A 14,151-nucleotide genomic window follows, 5' to 3' on the forward strand; every position below is an offset into this window, starting at 1 on the left:
GCTTCGCAAGTGTCTTCAGGCGCTTGTGTCCCCACCTTTGACTTCGATACGCCCACGCGGCCAGCGCGCCGCGACGATGGCGCCGCGCGGCCTGCCATTTTGGAAAGTCACCGAGGCCCCTGTCCGTTCCAACAGCGTCTTGGCGATGAAGAAGCCCAGGCCCATTCCGACATGGCCGGTCCGGCCGCCCGCGACCCCGGGGCGGCTTGTGACATAGGGCTCGCCCAGCTTGGCCAGCACCTCGGGCGCGAAGCCAGGGCCGTCGTCTCGGACTTCGATCCCGACGTTGTCGGCGTCGAAGCGTACGGAGACCAGCACCTCGGAGGCGGCGAAATCGACGGCGTTCTCCACGAAGGAGGTCATGGCGTGCAGCACCTCGGGCATCCGCCAGATGTCCGGGGCGGTGACGCCGGGCGCGCCGGAGACGATGGCCTCGACTCGAACGCCCTTCACCTCTGCGTGTGGTTCGATCACCTCGTGCACCAGCTGCAGCAGGCTCATTCGCTCGTGCACCTCGTCGGAGGCGGCGGCCGGGGCGTCGGTCAGGCGCCGCAGGATCTCGCCGCAGCGCTCGGCCTGGGCCATCAGCAGCTCGGCGTCGTCGCGGACGCTGGGGGTCGGCGCCTCGCGGGCCAGCTCCTTGGAGACGATGGAGATGGTGGCGAGCGGCGTGCCCAGTTCGTGAGCGGCGGCCGCCGCCAGAGCGCCTAGGGCCGACAGGCGCTGCTCGCGGGCCAGCACCGCCTGAGTGACGTCGAGCGCCAGGGCCATGCGCGAGGACTCGCCGGCCGCCTGGCGCACCGTGCCGGCGATGACGATGATCCCGGCCACGTTGGCGACGGCGCAGCCGATCAGAAAGGCCAACGGCGGCTCGATCGAGACGCCGTTAAGGCCCGGCAGCGGCAGGCGCACGAAGGCCAGCAGCACCGAGGCGACGATCGCCATGCCGGCGAGGACCAGCACCGACCTCGGCGCTAGGGCCGCCGCACCGAGGGTGACCGGGGCCAGCAGCATGAGGATGAATGGATTGGCGGCCCCGCCCGTCAGGAACAGCAGGATAGAGATCTGGCCGATGTCGAAGCCAAGCTGGGCGACCGCCTCCCAGCCGCCGATCAGCCGTTGGCCCGGCGAGGCGACGCCGGTCAGCAGGTTGGCCCAGCCGGCGGCGGCGATCACGGCGAAGCAAAGCGTGTAAGGGGCCTCGAAGCCGAGCACCAGGCTGGCGGCGATGAACACCAGCAGCTCGCCGGCGATGATCATCCAGCGTAGGGTGACCAACGTGCGCATGCGCAGACGCCCGCCCTGGGCGCGCGCCATGTCCCAACCCTCGGCGTTCCAGTCGGCGTCGCCCAGGCCCGCGACGCCTTGCGCCTGATCGGACCTTTGCCTATCGAGGCCCGGCGCAGTCCCAGGCGAAGACGGTTTCCGCGTCGAAGCCATCATGCCCGCCAGCATCGCGCCTAAACTTGCGCCTGACGAGCCCAAAGGTTGTTTCCATGTCCCGCCGCAATCTGATCCTCATCGCCGCCTGCGTGATCGGCCTGGTCTTCCTGGGCGCAGTCGCCTGGAAGGCGGGGGTGTTCAAGGAGGAGGACCGGGGCGCGGCGATGGTCGGCGGACCGTTCCAGCTGGTGAACCAGGACGGCAAGCCGGTCGACGAGAAGATCCTGAAGGGCAAGTGGACGGCGGTGTTCTTCGGCTTCACCTACTGCCCCGACGTCTGCCCGACGACTATGCAGGTGCTGGGCGCAGCGCAGCAGCAGCTGGGTCCCAAGGCCGACAAGCTGCAGGTGGTGTTCATCTCGGTCGATCCCGAGCGCGATACGCCCTCCCAGTTGAAGACCTACCTCTCCAACGAGGTGTTCCCCAAGGGGACGGTCGGCCTGACCGGGACGCCCGAGCAGGTGGCCGCCGCCGCCAAGGCCTATCGGGTCTATTACAAGAAGCGCGGCGAGGGGGCCGACTTCCTGGTCGACCACTCGACCCCGACCTACCTGATGAACCCCAAGGGCCAATTCGACCGGGTGATCCCCTTCGGAATCTCGCCCGAGGAGGTCACGCGGCAGATCTCCGAAGCGATGCGCTAGGCGACCACGCGCGATCAGGCGCCCGCCCCAGGCAGCTTCACCTTGTCGCGGTTTACCGCTGGACTCTCTTAATATTGCGCGTGTTATGCTGCGCCGCAGCAAAGAGGACTCGGCGATGCTCTACACGCTCTATGAGGCCGGCTATTACGCCTCCACCCCGCTGCGCTGGGCCGCGCGGGCCACGCGCGATTTCTGGTCGTCGCCCCTGAACCCCGCCAAGGACACCGATCTTGGCCGGCGGCTGTTCGCCAATTCGGACCTCTTCGCCAACCTCACGCGGCGCTATGGGCGGCCGGCCTGGAACGTCGACAGCGTCCAGATCGACGGCCACCCGGTTCGCGTGCGCCCGACCGAGGTGTGGTCGACGCCCTGGGTGAAGCTGATCCATTTCGACCGCGACATGGCCGACATGCGCCGCGCCGGACGCCGCGAGCTGGAGCCGGCGGTGCTGATCGTCGCGCCGCTGTCGGGCCACTACGCCACCCTGCTGCGCGGGACCGTCGAAGCCTTCCTGCAAGACCACGAGGTGTTCATCACCGATTGGTCGAACGCGCGCGACGTGCCGGTCATGGAAGGCCGCTTCGACTTCCATGACTACGTCGACCATGTGCGCGACATGCTGCGCCAGCTGGGGCCGCGCCCGCACGTGGTCGCCGTCTGCCAGCCGGGACCGGCGGTGCTGGCCGCCGCGGCGCTGATGGCCGAGGACGGCGAGGACTGCCGTCCCGGGACCATGACCATCATGGGCTCGCCGATCGACGCGCGGCTGTCGCCGACGGTCACCAACAAGCTGGCCGAGGAAAAACCCTTCGCCTGGTTCAAGTCGACCATGATCGACACCGTGCCCGCGCCCTATCCGGGGATGGGCCGCCGCGTCTATCCGGGCTTCGTGCAGCTCTATTCGTTCATGTCGATGAACGCCGAGAAGCACCAGGACGCCCACAAGCAGTACCTGGAAGACCTGATGAAGGGTGACGGCGACGCTGCCGACAAGCATCTGGAATTCTATGACGAGTACCTCTCGGTCCTCGACCTGCCCGAAGAATTCTATCTTCAGACCATCGACTACGTGTTCCAGCAGTATCTGTTGCCGAAGGGCGAGCTGGTCCACCGCGGCCGGCCGATCCAGCCCGGGTCGATCAACGACATCGGACTGCTGACGGTCGAGGGCGAGAACGACGACATCTCCGGCATCGGCCAGACGCAGGCGGCCCACGCGCTGTGCACCGGGCTCTCCGATGACTTCAAGGAGGACTACGTGCAGCCGCATGTGGGCCACTACGGGGTGTTCAACGGCCGCCGCTTCCGCGAGGAGATCTATCCGCGGGTGCGAGCGTTCATCCGCCGCATGGAAGGCGCTCTCGAAAAGGCCCGCGACGCAGCTTAAGTCTGCGTCCATGAGTTTCTTTGGCCGCTCGCTCGCAGACGGCGACCGGCTCGACGTGGCCGGCGCGACGGTCCGTCTGAAGGTTCACAGCCGCGCGCGGCGGATCTCGCTGCGGCTCGACCGCACCAAGCGCGAGATCGTCGCCACCGCCCCCTCGCAGCGACGGCTGCCGGAGGCCGCCGCCTTCGCCCGCGACCGCGCCTCCTGGATCGCCGAGCGTCTGGCCGAGCTGCCGCAGAGCCAGGCGATCGCGCCGGGCATGATCGTCAGCCTGTTCGGCGAGCCCTGCGCGCTGGAGGCCAGCGACAAGCCGGCGCGGCTGCACCCGGCCACCGAAGCATTGCCGATGCGGATCAGCGCCCGCGGCGAGGGCCAGACCTACGCTAACGCCGTCATCCGCATTATCCGCCGCGAGGCGCTGCGGGTGTTCGGGGAGCGCACGGCCTTCCACTGCGCGCAGCTGGGAACCCGGCTGCCCAGCGTGACGATCATGGACGCGCGGGCCCGCTGGGGCTCCTGCCGGCCGGGCCTCGCGAACAAGCCTGCGGCGATCCGCTATTCATGGCGCCTGGCCTTGGCGCCGTTCGAGGTGGCCGACTACGTGGCCGCCCACGAGTGCGCCCACCTGCTGGAACTGAACCACGGGCCGCGCTTCTGGGCGCATGTGAAGGCCCTGGTCGGCGACGAGCGCCCGCACCGCGCTTGGCTGAGGGACGAAGGCGCGCGGCTGCACGCCTTCGGGCGATAGAGCACACATGGAAGCGACGGTGGCCTACTCCGCGTAGACCGCGCGCTCGACCGCTTCGAACGTCGCCAGCATGCCGGGGTCGGCGAAGGGCAGGAACTGGCCGCAGAGCATGCCGGCCACGCCGCTGGCCGGGTCGGCCCAGTAGTAGCAGTTGGCCAGGCCGCCCCAGGCGAGGCTGCCGGCGCGGCGCATGCCGGGGATGTCGGCCTCGTTACGCAGAAAGCCCAGCGTCCAGGTCTTCCGCGTGCCGGGCATTGGGCGGAAGTCGTGGCTGAGCAACGGCATGGCCGTGTTCAGGTCGCCGGCCGGCAAGGGGCTGTCGGCTTCGCGCAGCCCGCGGAGCGTCTTTGGCCCCAGAACGCCGCCGCCGTCTTCGGCGACGACGGCGCGAAGGAACTTCAGATAGTCGGGCGCCGTGGAGCGCAGGCCGCCGCCGCCGTAGTAGGCGGGCGACGACGGTAGGTGCGGGACGGAGATAAAGGCGCCGTCGGGCGTATGGTGGTGCATCCCGGCCGCGCGCGCCTCCAGCTCGGGTGTGGACATGAAGGCGGTGTCGGCCATGCCGAGCGGGCGAGTGATGTGCTCGGCGACATAGGCGTCGAGCCCTTGGCCCGTGGCCTGCTCGACCAGCCAGCCGACCGCGTCGAGGCCGATGCCGTACTGCCAGCCCTCGCCGGGATCGAAGGCCAGCACTGGATCGCTTGGCGCGCTTTCCATCAGGCTGCCGCCCGTCGAGGCGTAGTAGCGGGCGAGGTCGGCGTGGAAGAAGTCGTAGGCCAGGCCCGAGGTGTGGGTGAGCAGGCGGCGGAGCGTCAGCGGCTTGCTTGCAGGGCGCAGGCGAGGCGCGCCGTCAGGCTCGAAGCCCTCCAGCACCTGCGGCGCGGCCAGGTTCGGCAGCCGCTCGCCGATCGGCGCGTCGAGATCCAGCACCCCGCGTTCCACCAGCTGCAGCGCCGCCGCGGAGGTGATCGCCTTGGTGCAGGAGGCGATCCAGAAGGTGTCGTCCGGTCCCATCGGTGTCGGGTCCGACACGCCACGGACGCCCGCGGCATGGAAGCTGTCGGTCCCGTCGGCCCGCGCGATGGCGGCGGTAAGACCCGGCGCCACGCCCTTGGCCACCGCCTCGTCGAGCAGCGCCTGTATCGTCTGCGAACCCATGCTTTCCTCCGGCTTCCACCCTGGCGCGTCAGGCCCCTTCGGAGGCTCTCGTCGCACGTCAGCGACGCCGATCATTGGTGGGCTGTCAACGCCCCATCTTGGCCACCCGCCTTGCCACGACCCGAAGATCGGGACCGATTCGCTTAGGCGCCGCATGCGTGAGGGATGACAGCTTTTGTCGCGGCCGCCTTCCCGACCATTACCGCGAATTATCTTGGAACCGCCGCAATGGCGGGACAGAACTCGCTCAGCGGCCGCCGCTCGCCGGCCGCCTCCCGGAGCCCCTGAACTTTGCTTGCCCTCGCCGTCGCCGCGTCGCTGTCGCTGACCGCGCCCGAACTGCCGCCTCTGCCGCCCATCAAGCGTGATCCGCAGGTGGTCTATCTGGACCGCACCGGCGCGTTGATCGGGGTGCGCGGCGGGCGCTACGGCCCGCCGGTCGACATCGCCAAGCTGCCGGCCTACGTGCCCGCCGCCTTCGTCTCTATCGAGGATCGCCGGTTCTACGAGCACACCGGGTTCGACGCGATCGGCATCGCCCGGGCGGTGGTGGCCAATGTCGAGCAGGGGCGCACGGCGCAGGGCGCCTCGACGATCACCCAGCAGCTGGCCCGCAACCTCTTCCTCAGCGCCGACCAGACCATGGAGCGCAAGGCCAAGGAGGTGGTCTATGCGGTGCAGCTGGAGCGAACCTATTCGAAGAAGCAGATCCTCGGCCTCTATCTGAGCCGGGTCTATTTCGGCTCCGGCGCCTATGGCGTCGAGCAGGCCTCCCGGCGCTATTTCGGCAAGCCGGCCGCCAAGCTGAACCTGCGCGAGGCCGCGACCCTGGCCGGGGTGCTGAAATCGCCGACCAACTACAACCCGGTCGAGGAGCCCGAGCGCGCGGCGCAGCGCGCCGACCTGGTGCTGGCCGCCATGGTCGAGACCGGGGCCATCACGCCGGCCGACCGCGCCAAGGCGATGTCGCGACCGTTGAAGCTGGCCAGCGCCGCGACCGGCTCGGCCGCTGGCTATTTCATCGACTGGCTGGACGGCCAGCGCCGCAGCCTAGTCGGTCAGCCCAAGCAGGACGTGGTGGTCGAGACCACGCTCGATGCGGCGCTGGAGACCGCCGCCGCCGCCAGCGTGCGTGGCGTCGTGGCGCGCTATGCGGCTCAGGACGTCAGCCAGGCGGCGCTGGTCGCCCTGGACGGGCAGGGCCGGGTGCGGGCGATGGTCGGCGGGACCGACTACGCCACCGCGCCATACAATCGCGCAGTCACCGCCAAGCGTCAGGCCGGCTCGGCCTGGAAACCATTCGTCTACCTGGCGGCGCTCGAAGCGGGACGCAGCCCGGACATGGCGGTGGTGGATGAGCCGGTGATCTTCGGGACCTGGTCGCCGCAGAACTACAGCGGGAACTACGCCGGGGTGCTGACCCTGGAGCAGGCGGTGGCGCAATCGACCAACACGGTGGCGGTGCGGCTGGCCGACGAAGTGGGACGCGCCAATGTGGCGGCGACGGCCAAGCGGCTGGGCATCGTCTCGCCGGTGAACACCGATCCGGCCATGGCGCTGGGGACCAGCCTGGTCTCGCCCCTGGAGATGGCCCAGGCCTATGGGGCGTTCTCAAACGGCGGCAACCGGGTCAGCGCCTACGGCATCGAGAAGATCCGCACCCTGGGCGGACAGGTGCTCTATCAACGCAAGCCAAGTTCGGCGGCGGTGATCGCCAATCCGGCGTTGAGCGACCTCAACCGCATGCTGCGCGGCGTGGTGTCCGGCGGCACGGGTGCGCGGGCGGCGATCCCTGGCTACGACCTGGCCGGCAAGACCGGCACCACCAGCGACTACAAGGACGCCTGGTTCGCCGGCTACACCGGCGGCTTCACCACTGTGGTTTGGATGGGCAACGACAGCGGCGCGCCGATGAAGCGGATCACCGGTGGGTCCGCCCCGGCCGAGCTGTGGAAGGGCTTCATGACCGCGGCGCTGAAGCGGGTTCCGGCCCAGCCGATTCCCGCCGGCCCGCCGCCGGTGGTGGCGCTGCCGCCGCCCCCGCCGCCCGAAACGATCGAGACGCTGTTGGAGCTGCCGGCCGAGGCGCCGACCACCGAGGTGGCCGGAGTTCCGCCGACCTAGCCGATCAGTAGGGGACGTCCTCAGGGGCCTTCTGCGGCGACTGGGTCTGGGCCGGGGACGGAGCCGACGGTTGGGTGACGGCGCCGATGGCGTCGCCGATGCCGTCGACCAGGTCGCCGATCGGATCGCTGGAGGGCGGCGGCTCGTAGGCGCCGCCGGGAATCGCCTGGACCTTCAGGCGCGGCAGGGCCTGGCCCATGAAATCGCGCCAGATGCCGGCCGGAGGCCCGCCGCCGCTGACCCGCTTCATCGGCTTGTTGTTGTCCTTGCCGACCCACACCGCGGTCACGAAGCCGCCGGTGTAGCCGACGAACCAGGCGTCGCGATAATCGCTGGTGGTGCCTGTCTTGCCGGCCAGGTCGTAGCCGGGGACCTTGGCGCGCGTGCCGGTGCCCGACGCCACCACCTGGCGCATCATCTGGTTCATGTATTGCAGCGACGGCGAGCCGATCACCTGGGTTCGGGCGGTCTTTTCGACGCTGTGGTCGTAGAGGATCTTGCCGCTGGCGGTGCGGATCCGCTGGATTCCGTAGCCCTTGGCCAGAAAGCCGCCGTTGGCGAACGGGGCGTAGGCCTGAGCCATCTCCATGGGGCTGACCTCGACGGCGCCGAGCGCCATCGAGGGGTCGAGCTGGATATGCGAATTGATGCCCAGCCGTTGGGCGGCGGAGGCGACATTGCCGGTGCCGACCTCGTTGGCCAGCCGCGCGGCGACGGTGTTGATCGACTGCGCCAGGGCGGTCTGCAGCGTCATCGGACCGCGAAAGTCGTTGGTGTAATTGCGCGGCGACCACTTGCCGATCGTGATCGGTTCGTCGACGACCATGTCGGCCGGGGTGCGGCCAGCGTCCATGGCGGCCAGATAGACGAACGGCTTGAAGGCCGAGCCGGCCTGACGCCGAGCCATGGTGGCGCGGTCGAACTGGCTCTCGGCGTAGTCGGCGCCGCCGACATAGGCGCGGATCCGGCCCTCGCCGTCGATGGCGACCAAGGCGGCCTGCTCGATCCCCTGGCTCTTGCCCGCCACCACGCCGCGGCGGATCGCCAGTTCGGCCGCGGTCTGGATCGGCAGGTCGAGGGTGGTCTCGACCACCAAGTCCTCGGTCGGCTCGCCCACCAGGCTGCGCACCTGATCGTCGACCCAGTCTGTGAAGTACTGAGCCCGCTGATTGGCCAGGGTCGGATTGACCCGCACCGGGGTCTTGAAGGCGGCGTCGCGCTCGGCCGAGGTGATCGCGCCGGTACGGACCATCTCGTCGAGCACGATGGTGGCGCGGCGCTCGGCGCGGTCGGTGGCCGAGACCGGCGAGTAGCGGTTGGGCCCCTTCATCATGCCGGCCAGCAGGGCGCTCTCGCCCAGGGTCAGCTGAGAGGCGGGTTTGCCGAAGTAGCGCTGGGAGGCGGCTTCGATACCGTAGGCGCCGCCGCCGAAGTAGACCCGGTTCAGATAGAGGGCGAGGATCTCCTTCTTGGAGAACTTAGCCTCCAGCCACACGGCCAGAATCAGCTCCTGGGCCTTGCGCCGGTAGTTCTGGGCCGGGGTCAGGAAGAGGTTGCGGGCCAACTGCTGGGTGATGGTCGAGCCGCCGCGCAGCGGGCCGTCGCCGCGATGAGTCCAGTTGTAGACCTGGGAGCGGATGATGCCCCACGGGTTGAAGCCCGGGTGCCAGTAGAACCAGCGGTCCTCGATGGCGATGAACGCCTTGGGGACGTAGGGCGGCAGCTTGTCGAGGTCGATCGGCGGCGCGTACTGGCTGCCGCGCACGGCCACCAGAGCCCCTGACTGGTCCAGATAGGACACCGACGGCTGGCGCTCGACGTCATAGAGCTTTGAAGTGTCGGGTAGATCGACCGCGAACACCGCGAAGAAGGCGACGACGAAAATCAGTCCCCAGACGCCCAGCACCGCAGTCCAATAGAGGAGCGCCTGAAAGGGAGTGCGCTGGGCCGGCCGGCGAGGGCCCGGTCCTGGTTTGGCCATGTGTGGTCCTAAAGAGTACGCCTATTACCCGCCCGAGGCGGACAGATAGCTCAGGCGCACCAAATGCGCGACATGATTGACGAGACGTGAACGAGCGTGGCTGTGGCGTCCCGAGCGACGCGGGTCTGCGACGAGTAGATGGGTATCGGCGACCTTCGCGGAATGCGGCGGTTCCGCGCGCGGCCGGCCAGCTTGACCCGGCCCCTGGGGCCGCTCTCATGAATCTCGCGGTCAGCAACAACGAGGTGATTCGTGAGCGCATCCGCCGAATACCTGAACCCCGCCGAGGCCGCTCGCAGGCTTGGCGTCTCCGCCAAGGCCCTGCGGCTCTATGAGCAGCGGGGCCTGGTCGCGCCGGTCCGCACCGCGGCCGGGTGGCGCGCCTATGGTCCTCTTGAGATGGCGCGCGCGCGCGAGGTCGCGGTGCTGCGGGCGCTCGGCCTCAGCCTGGCGCAGGCGGCACGGGTTCTGGCCGGTGATCCGAGCGATCTGGAGCCGGCCCTGGCCGCGCACCAAGCGGCGCTGGAGGGCCAGGCCCGGCAACTGGCCGGCGTGGTCGAGAAGGTCCGCGAGGTGCGGGCCAGGCTGGTCCAAGGGCAAGCCCCGGACGCCGCGGACCTGACCCGGCTGATCACCGCCGAACCGACCGTCGCCTTCGACCTGCCCTGGCCCTGGGGCGGCGAACGGTTCGAGCTGCGCGACATCCGGCCGCTGAGCTACATCATCGGCCCGCTCGGCAGCGGCAAGACCCGGCTGGCCATGGCGCTGGCGGCGGCGCTGCCGGGGGCGGTGTTCCTGGGTCTCGATCGGGCGCATGGCGCGGCGCGGCTGGACGCCGATCCAGACCTCAAGGCGCGGATCGATAGGGACCTGGCCTGGCTGGTCGGGGACGGAGCGGTGGTGTCGCAGGCGCTGGTCGCGTTGCTGGTCGGGCTGGATGCGAGCGGCCCGGTGGTCGTCGACATGGTCGAGCAGGGGCTGGACGAGGCCACACAGCAAGCCGTGATCGCCCACCTGCGCGGCCGCGGTCCCGGCGCCCGGCCGCTATTCCTTATGACTCGCTCCAGCGCCATCCTCGACCTGGCGGCGGTCGGCCCGGACGAAGCCATCATCCTCTGCCCGGCCAATCACGCGCCGCCGAGCCGCGTCGCAGCCTATCCCGGCGCGCCGGGGTACGAGGCTGTCGCCACCTGCCTGGCCACGCCGGAGGTGCGGGCGCGGACCGAAGGCCTGGTCGCGCGTCGCCCCGACGCAGCCTGAACACCTCCGTGAGCGAGGCTCACGGATCATGCGGCGTAGACATCGTTTGCTAGGGGCTTGGCGGCGCGGGATGCTTCTATTGAAAGGAAGCGGCGCGAGGTGATCGGCCTAGATAGGAATGCGACGCACATTCCGCACCCCTGCATTTTCGCATAACCGCGTTGCAAAAAAAGCGGTTGCCGATGATCTTAACACTGTTATCTTAGCGATGCTTAGTTCAACTCGTGCGGTCGGTGGGGATACCGATCGCAATCCCCGGATTGGTCCGAGCCGTGTCCCGCAAGGACTCGCCTTTTCTCCCCGAAACGCTGGAGGGCTTTTCGATGAAGCTCCGTACCCTCGCGGCCGCCTGCGCCGCCTTGATGTCCGTCTCCTTCGCCGCCGGCGCGGCCCTGGCTGACGATCCGATCACTGTGAAGCTGCAAACTCCGGTCGCCGAGAAGGTCAAGTTCATCGCCGGCGGCGCCGTCTTCCTCTGCGAAGGCGACACCTGCCTGGCGGCGGCGCCTTCCTCGCAAACCTACGCCGCCTCGACCTGCAAGGACGTGGCCAAGAAGGTCGGTGGGATCGTCTCCTTCGGCGGCGCCCGCAAGCAACTGGAAGGCGCCAAGCTCGAGCAGTGCAACACCGCCGCGCTGCCGGCTCAGGAAGTCGCCAACCGCTAACGCCTTCCAGGTTCGCGCATACATCTAGGCGCGCCTCCCAGCCGCTAGCTTAGTCGAGCCTGTAACTTCGGGCGCCGGGTCACCGGCGCCCTTTTTCTTTGGATGGCGGCCTGAGCGGTTGGCCTCGCGCGTGCGGGGCCATAAAGAGGCCGCCGACATGACCAGTGAATTGATCCGCCGACAAACCGTCCTGCCCGAGGGGCCCGCCGCTGCGGCCCGCCTGCTCGAGCCTGGGCTTGAGGAAGCCGCCGGGGCGGGGGCCGAACCGGTCTCGCTGACCATCGACTACGCCGCGCCGGTCGCGAGCGGGCAGGCGGTGATCGTCGAGGCGGGGCTGGAGCGCGCCACCCGCACGCTCGCCTTCGCCTACGCCCGGCTGCTAACCGAAAGCGGCGATGTAATCGCCACAGGCTCGGCTGTGTTCCGTAGGCTCACGGACATCACCAAGGCGGCATAATACAAGGTGTCGCGGCCGGTTCGGTTGCGGCGCCCAAAATCGCGTGCTATCAGGCGCGCGGCTTCGGGCCAGGGGCTAAACCAGTCTCGATGGCCAATGTGCTTTTCCAAGCGCTTTCAAGCCTTTAGGTCGCAGTGGAGAGTCTCTTCGCCGCGATCTTTTGCGCGCACCGGGCGGACAAAATAAGTGGCGGACGATTCCAAGGCTTCGAATGTGGGCGGCAGATATGCCCAAGCCCTGTTCGATCTCGCGAACGATGAAAAGAAATTGTCGGCCGTTGAGGCCGACCTCAGGGCGCTGAAAAAGATGAGCGCCGACAGCAAGGACCTGCGTTCCTTGTTGGCTTCGCCGGCGTTCAGCGCCGACGACAAGGGTAAGGCCTTGGCCGCCCTTGGCGCGAAGGCGAAGCTCAACCCAACCACCCGGAAGTTCCTGGGCTTGCTGGCCGCAAACGGCCGGGCCTCGGCGCTGCCGGCGGTGATCAGGGCCTTCGAGGCCCTGGCGTCGGACGCGCGTGGCGCGGTTTCGGCCCAGGTGACCACCGCCGTTCCGCTCACCGCCGCCCAGTCGAAGGGCGTGGCCGCTGCGCTGCGCACCGCGCTGGGCAAAGACCCCGAAATCGAGACCCGCGTCGATCCTGCCCTTCTGGGCGGGATCAAGGTGCAGGTCGGTTCCCGTCTGTTCGATGCTTCGCTGCGTTCGAAGCTCGACTCCCTCAAGTTCGCCCTGAAGAGAGCGTAAGCCCATGGACATCCGCGCCGCCGAAATTTCGGCTATCCTCAAGTCGCAGATCGCCAATTTCGGCGAAGAAGCTGACGTCTCGGACGTTGGTTCGGTTCTGTCCGTCGGTGACGGCATCGCCCGCGTCTTCGGCCTCGACAACGTCCAGTCGGGCGAAATGGTCGAGTTCCCCAAGGCCGGCGTGAAGGGCATGGCCCTGAACCTGGAAAAGGACAACGTCGGCGTCGTTATCTTCGGCGAAGACCGCGCCATTTCGGAAGGCGACGAAGTCCGCCGCCTGTCGGAAATCGTGGACGTGCCGGTCGGCAAGGGCCTGCTGGGCCGCGTCGTCAACCCGCTGGGCGAGCCGATCGACGGCAAGGGCCCGCTCCAGAACGTGGCCGAGCGCCGCCGCGTGGACGTGAAGGCGCCGGGCATCATCCCGCGGAAGTCCGTGCACGAGCCGGTGCAGACCGGCCTGAAGGCCATCGACTCGCTGATCCCGGTCGGCCGCGGCCAGCGCGAGCTGATCATTGGCGACCGTCAGACCGGCAAGACCGCCGTGGCGATCGACACCATCCTGAACCAGAAGGCGATCAACGCCGGCGATGACGAGAGCGCCAAGCTCTACTGTATCTACGTCGCCATCGGCCAAAAGCGTTCGACCGTCGCCCAGATCGTCAAGACGCTCGAAGAGCGCGGCGCCCTGGACTACACCATCGTCGTCTCGGCGACCGCCTCGGAACCCGCCCCGCTGCAGTTCCTGGCTCCGTTCGCCGGCTGCGCCATGGGCGAGTGGTTCCGCGACAACGGCATGCACGCCGTCATCATCTATGACGACCTTTCCAAGCAGGCCGTCGCCTACCGTCAGATGTCGCTGCTGCTGCGCCGTCCGCCGGGCCGCGAAGCCTATCCGGGCGACGTCTTCTATCTGCATAGCCGCCTGCTCGAGCGCGCCGCGAAGCTGAACGAAGACAACGGTTCGGGCTCGCTGACCGCCCTGCCGGTCATCGAAACCCAGGCCAACGACGTGTCGGCCTACATCCCGACGAACGTGATCTCGATCACCGACGGCCAGATCTTCCTGGAAACCGACCTGTTCTTCCAGGGCATCCGCCCGGCCGTGAACGTCGGCATCTCGGTCAGCCGCGTGGGCTCCTCGGCCCAGATCAAGGCGATGAAGCAGGCGTCCGGCCCGATTAAGGGCGAACTCGCCCAGTATCGTGAAATGGCCGCCTTCGCGAAGTTCGGCTCGGACCTCGACGTCACCACCCAGCGCCAGCTGGCGCGCGGCGAACGCCTGACCGAGCTGCTGAAGCAAGCCCAGTACTCGCCGCTGGCGGTCGAAGAGCAGGTGGCGGTGATCTACGCCGGCACCCGCGGCTATCTCGACGGCATCCCGACCGCTCAGGTCGGCCGCTACGAAGCCGAACTGCTCGGCCGCCTGCACTCCAAGCACCAGGACATCCTGGACGCCATCCGCACCCAAAAGGAGCTGAAGGCGGACACTGAGGCCAAGCTGAAGGAAGCTCTCGAAGCCTTCACCAAGAGCTTCGCGTAAGTC

The 14,151-nt window shown here is 68.5% G+C and carries 12 protein-coding genes; 9 read left to right on the forward strand and 3 right to left on the reverse strand.

The window, feature by feature from the left end; all coding sequences use genetic code 11:
* Nucleotides 1-15: 15 nt before the first annotated feature.
* A complete protein-coding gene (locus AC1DQJ_RS11520; RefSeq protein ID WP_477603338.1) occupies nt 16-1,440 on the reverse strand; it encodes an ActS/PrrB/RegB family redox-sensitive histidine kinase in 1,425 nt (474 codons plus the stop codon).
* 56 nt (nt 1,441-1,496) lie between these two features.
* Between AC1DQJ_RS11520 and AC1DQJ_RS11525 the strand changes: the two genes are divergently transcribed.
* The 3 genes from AC1DQJ_RS11525 to AC1DQJ_RS11535 all read left to right on the forward strand — a co-directional run bounded on the left by AC1DQJ_RS11525 (nt 1,497) and on the right by AC1DQJ_RS11535 (nt 4,222).
* On the forward strand, nt 1,497-2,087 hold the full coding sequence (locus tag AC1DQJ_RS11525) for an SCO family protein (protein WP_477603340.1): 591 nt from the start codon (nt 1,497-1,499) through the stop codon (nt 2,085-2,087).
* A 115-nt stretch (nt 2,088-2,202) separates the two neighbouring features.
* Nucleotides 2,203-3,474 (forward strand): polyhydroxyalkanoate depolymerase, encoded by a 1,272-nt coding sequence (locus AC1DQJ_RS11530; RefSeq protein WP_477603512.1) that lies wholly within the window; start codon nt 2,203-2,205, stop codon nt 3,472-3,474.
* 10 nt (nt 3,475-3,484) lie between these two features.
* Nucleotides 3,485-4,222: a M48 family metallopeptidase gene (locus AC1DQJ_RS11535; protein WP_477603342.1), complete on the forward strand. Its 738-nt coding sequence runs from the start codon at nt 3,485-3,487 to the stop codon at nt 4,220-4,222.
* Between the two features lie 24 nt (nt 4,223-4,246).
* Here the strand turns inward: AC1DQJ_RS11535 and AC1DQJ_RS11540 are convergent, their stop codons facing one another.
* Complete coding sequence (locus tag AC1DQJ_RS11540) at nt 4,247-5,380, reverse strand: serine hydrolase domain-containing protein (RefSeq protein ID WP_477603344.1); 1,134 nt, start codon at nt 5,378-5,380, stop codon at nt 4,247-4,249.
* Between the two features lie 291 nt (nt 5,381-5,671).
* On the opposite strand from AC1DQJ_RS11540, the gene AC1DQJ_RS11545 reads away from it, so the two are divergent.
* Nucleotides 5,672-7,504 carry a transglycosylase domain-containing protein gene (locus AC1DQJ_RS11545; RefSeq protein WP_477603346.1) on the forward strand — a complete coding sequence of 611 codons (1,833 nt, stop codon included), beginning with the start codon at nt 5,672-5,674 and terminating at the stop codon, nt 7,502-7,504.
* A 4-nt stretch (nt 7,505-7,508) separates the two neighbouring features.
* Here AC1DQJ_RS11545 and AC1DQJ_RS11550 read toward each other — a convergent pair whose 3' ends face one another.
* Entirely contained in the window at nt 7,509-9,485 is a 1,977-nt protein-coding gene (locus tag AC1DQJ_RS11550) for a transglycosylase domain-containing protein (protein ID WP_477603348.1), read from the reverse strand.
* A 252-nt stretch (nt 9,486-9,737) separates the two neighbouring features.
* On the opposite strand from AC1DQJ_RS11550, the gene AC1DQJ_RS11555 reads away from it, so the two are divergent.
* The 5 genes from AC1DQJ_RS11555 (at nt 9,738) to atpA (ending at nt 14,148) form a co-directional block, all read left to right on the forward strand.
* Entirely contained in the window at nt 9,738-10,745 is a 1,008-nt protein-coding gene (locus tag AC1DQJ_RS11555) for a MerR family transcriptional regulator (protein WP_477603350.1), read from the forward strand.
* A 323-nt stretch (nt 10,746-11,068) separates the two neighbouring features.
* The gene (locus tag AC1DQJ_RS11560; protein WP_477603352.1) at nt 11,069-11,410 is read left to right on the forward strand and encodes a DUF8200 family protein; all 342 of its coding nucleotides are present in this window, start codon (nt 11,069-11,071) and stop codon (nt 11,408-11,410) included.
* Between the two features lie 157 nt (nt 11,411-11,567).
* Nucleotides 11,568-11,867 (forward strand): PaaI family thioesterase, encoded by a 300-nt coding sequence (locus tag AC1DQJ_RS11565; RefSeq protein WP_477603354.1) that lies wholly within the window; start codon nt 11,568-11,570, stop codon nt 11,865-11,867.
* 186 nt (nt 11,868-12,053) lie between these two features.
* The gene (locus AC1DQJ_RS11570; RefSeq protein WP_477603356.1) at nt 12,054-12,608 is read left to right on the forward strand and encodes a F0F1 ATP synthase subunit delta; all 555 of its coding nucleotides are present in this window, start codon (nt 12,054-12,056) and stop codon (nt 12,606-12,608) included.
* A gap of 4 nt (nt 12,609-12,612) precedes the next feature.
* Nucleotides 12,613-14,148, forward strand: a complete 1,536-nt coding sequence (atpA, locus tag AC1DQJ_RS11575; protein ID WP_477603358.1) for a F0F1 ATP synthase subunit alpha — start codon at nt 12,613-12,615, stop codon at nt 14,146-14,148.
* Nucleotides 14,149-14,151: the final 3 nt, after the last annotated feature.

Source organism: Phenylobacterium sp. P4_E10 (genome assembly GCF_056401675.1).

Excerpts from the sequence above, each read along its gene's own strand:
- AC1DQJ_RS11520 (WP_477603338.1), bottom strand. The coding sequence starts at position 1,440 with ATGGCTTCGACGCGGAAACCGTCTTCGCCTGGGACTGCGCCGGGCCTC.
- AC1DQJ_RS11525 (WP_477603340.1), top strand. The coding sequence starts at position 1,497 with ATGTCCCGCCGCAATCTGATCCTCATCGCCGCCTGCGTGATCGGCCTG.
- AC1DQJ_RS11530 (WP_477603512.1), top strand. The coding sequence starts at position 2,203 with ATGCTCTACACGCTCTATGAGGCCGGCTATTACGCCTCCACCCCGCTG.
- AC1DQJ_RS11535 (WP_477603342.1), top strand. The coding sequence starts at position 3,485 with ATGAGTTTCTTTGGCCGCTCGCTCGCAGACGGCGACCGGCTCGACGTG.
- AC1DQJ_RS11540 (WP_477603344.1), bottom strand. The coding sequence starts at position 5,380 with ATGGGTTCGCAGACGATACAGGCGCTGCTCGACGAGGCGGTGGCCAAG.
- AC1DQJ_RS11550 (WP_477603348.1), bottom strand. The coding sequence starts at position 9,485 with ATGGCCAAACCAGGACCGGGCCCTCGCCGGCCGGCCCAGCGCACTCCC.
- AC1DQJ_RS11560 (WP_477603352.1), top strand. The coding sequence starts at position 11,069 with ATGAAGCTCCGTACCCTCGCGGCCGCCTGCGCCGCCTTGATGTCCGTC.
- AC1DQJ_RS11565 (WP_477603354.1), top strand. The coding sequence starts at position 11,568 with ATGACCAGTGAATTGATCCGCCGACAAACCGTCCTGCCCGAGGGGCCC.
- atpA (WP_477603358.1), top strand. The coding sequence starts at position 12,613 with ATGGACATCCGCGCCGCCGAAATTTCGGCTATCCTCAAGTCGCAGATC.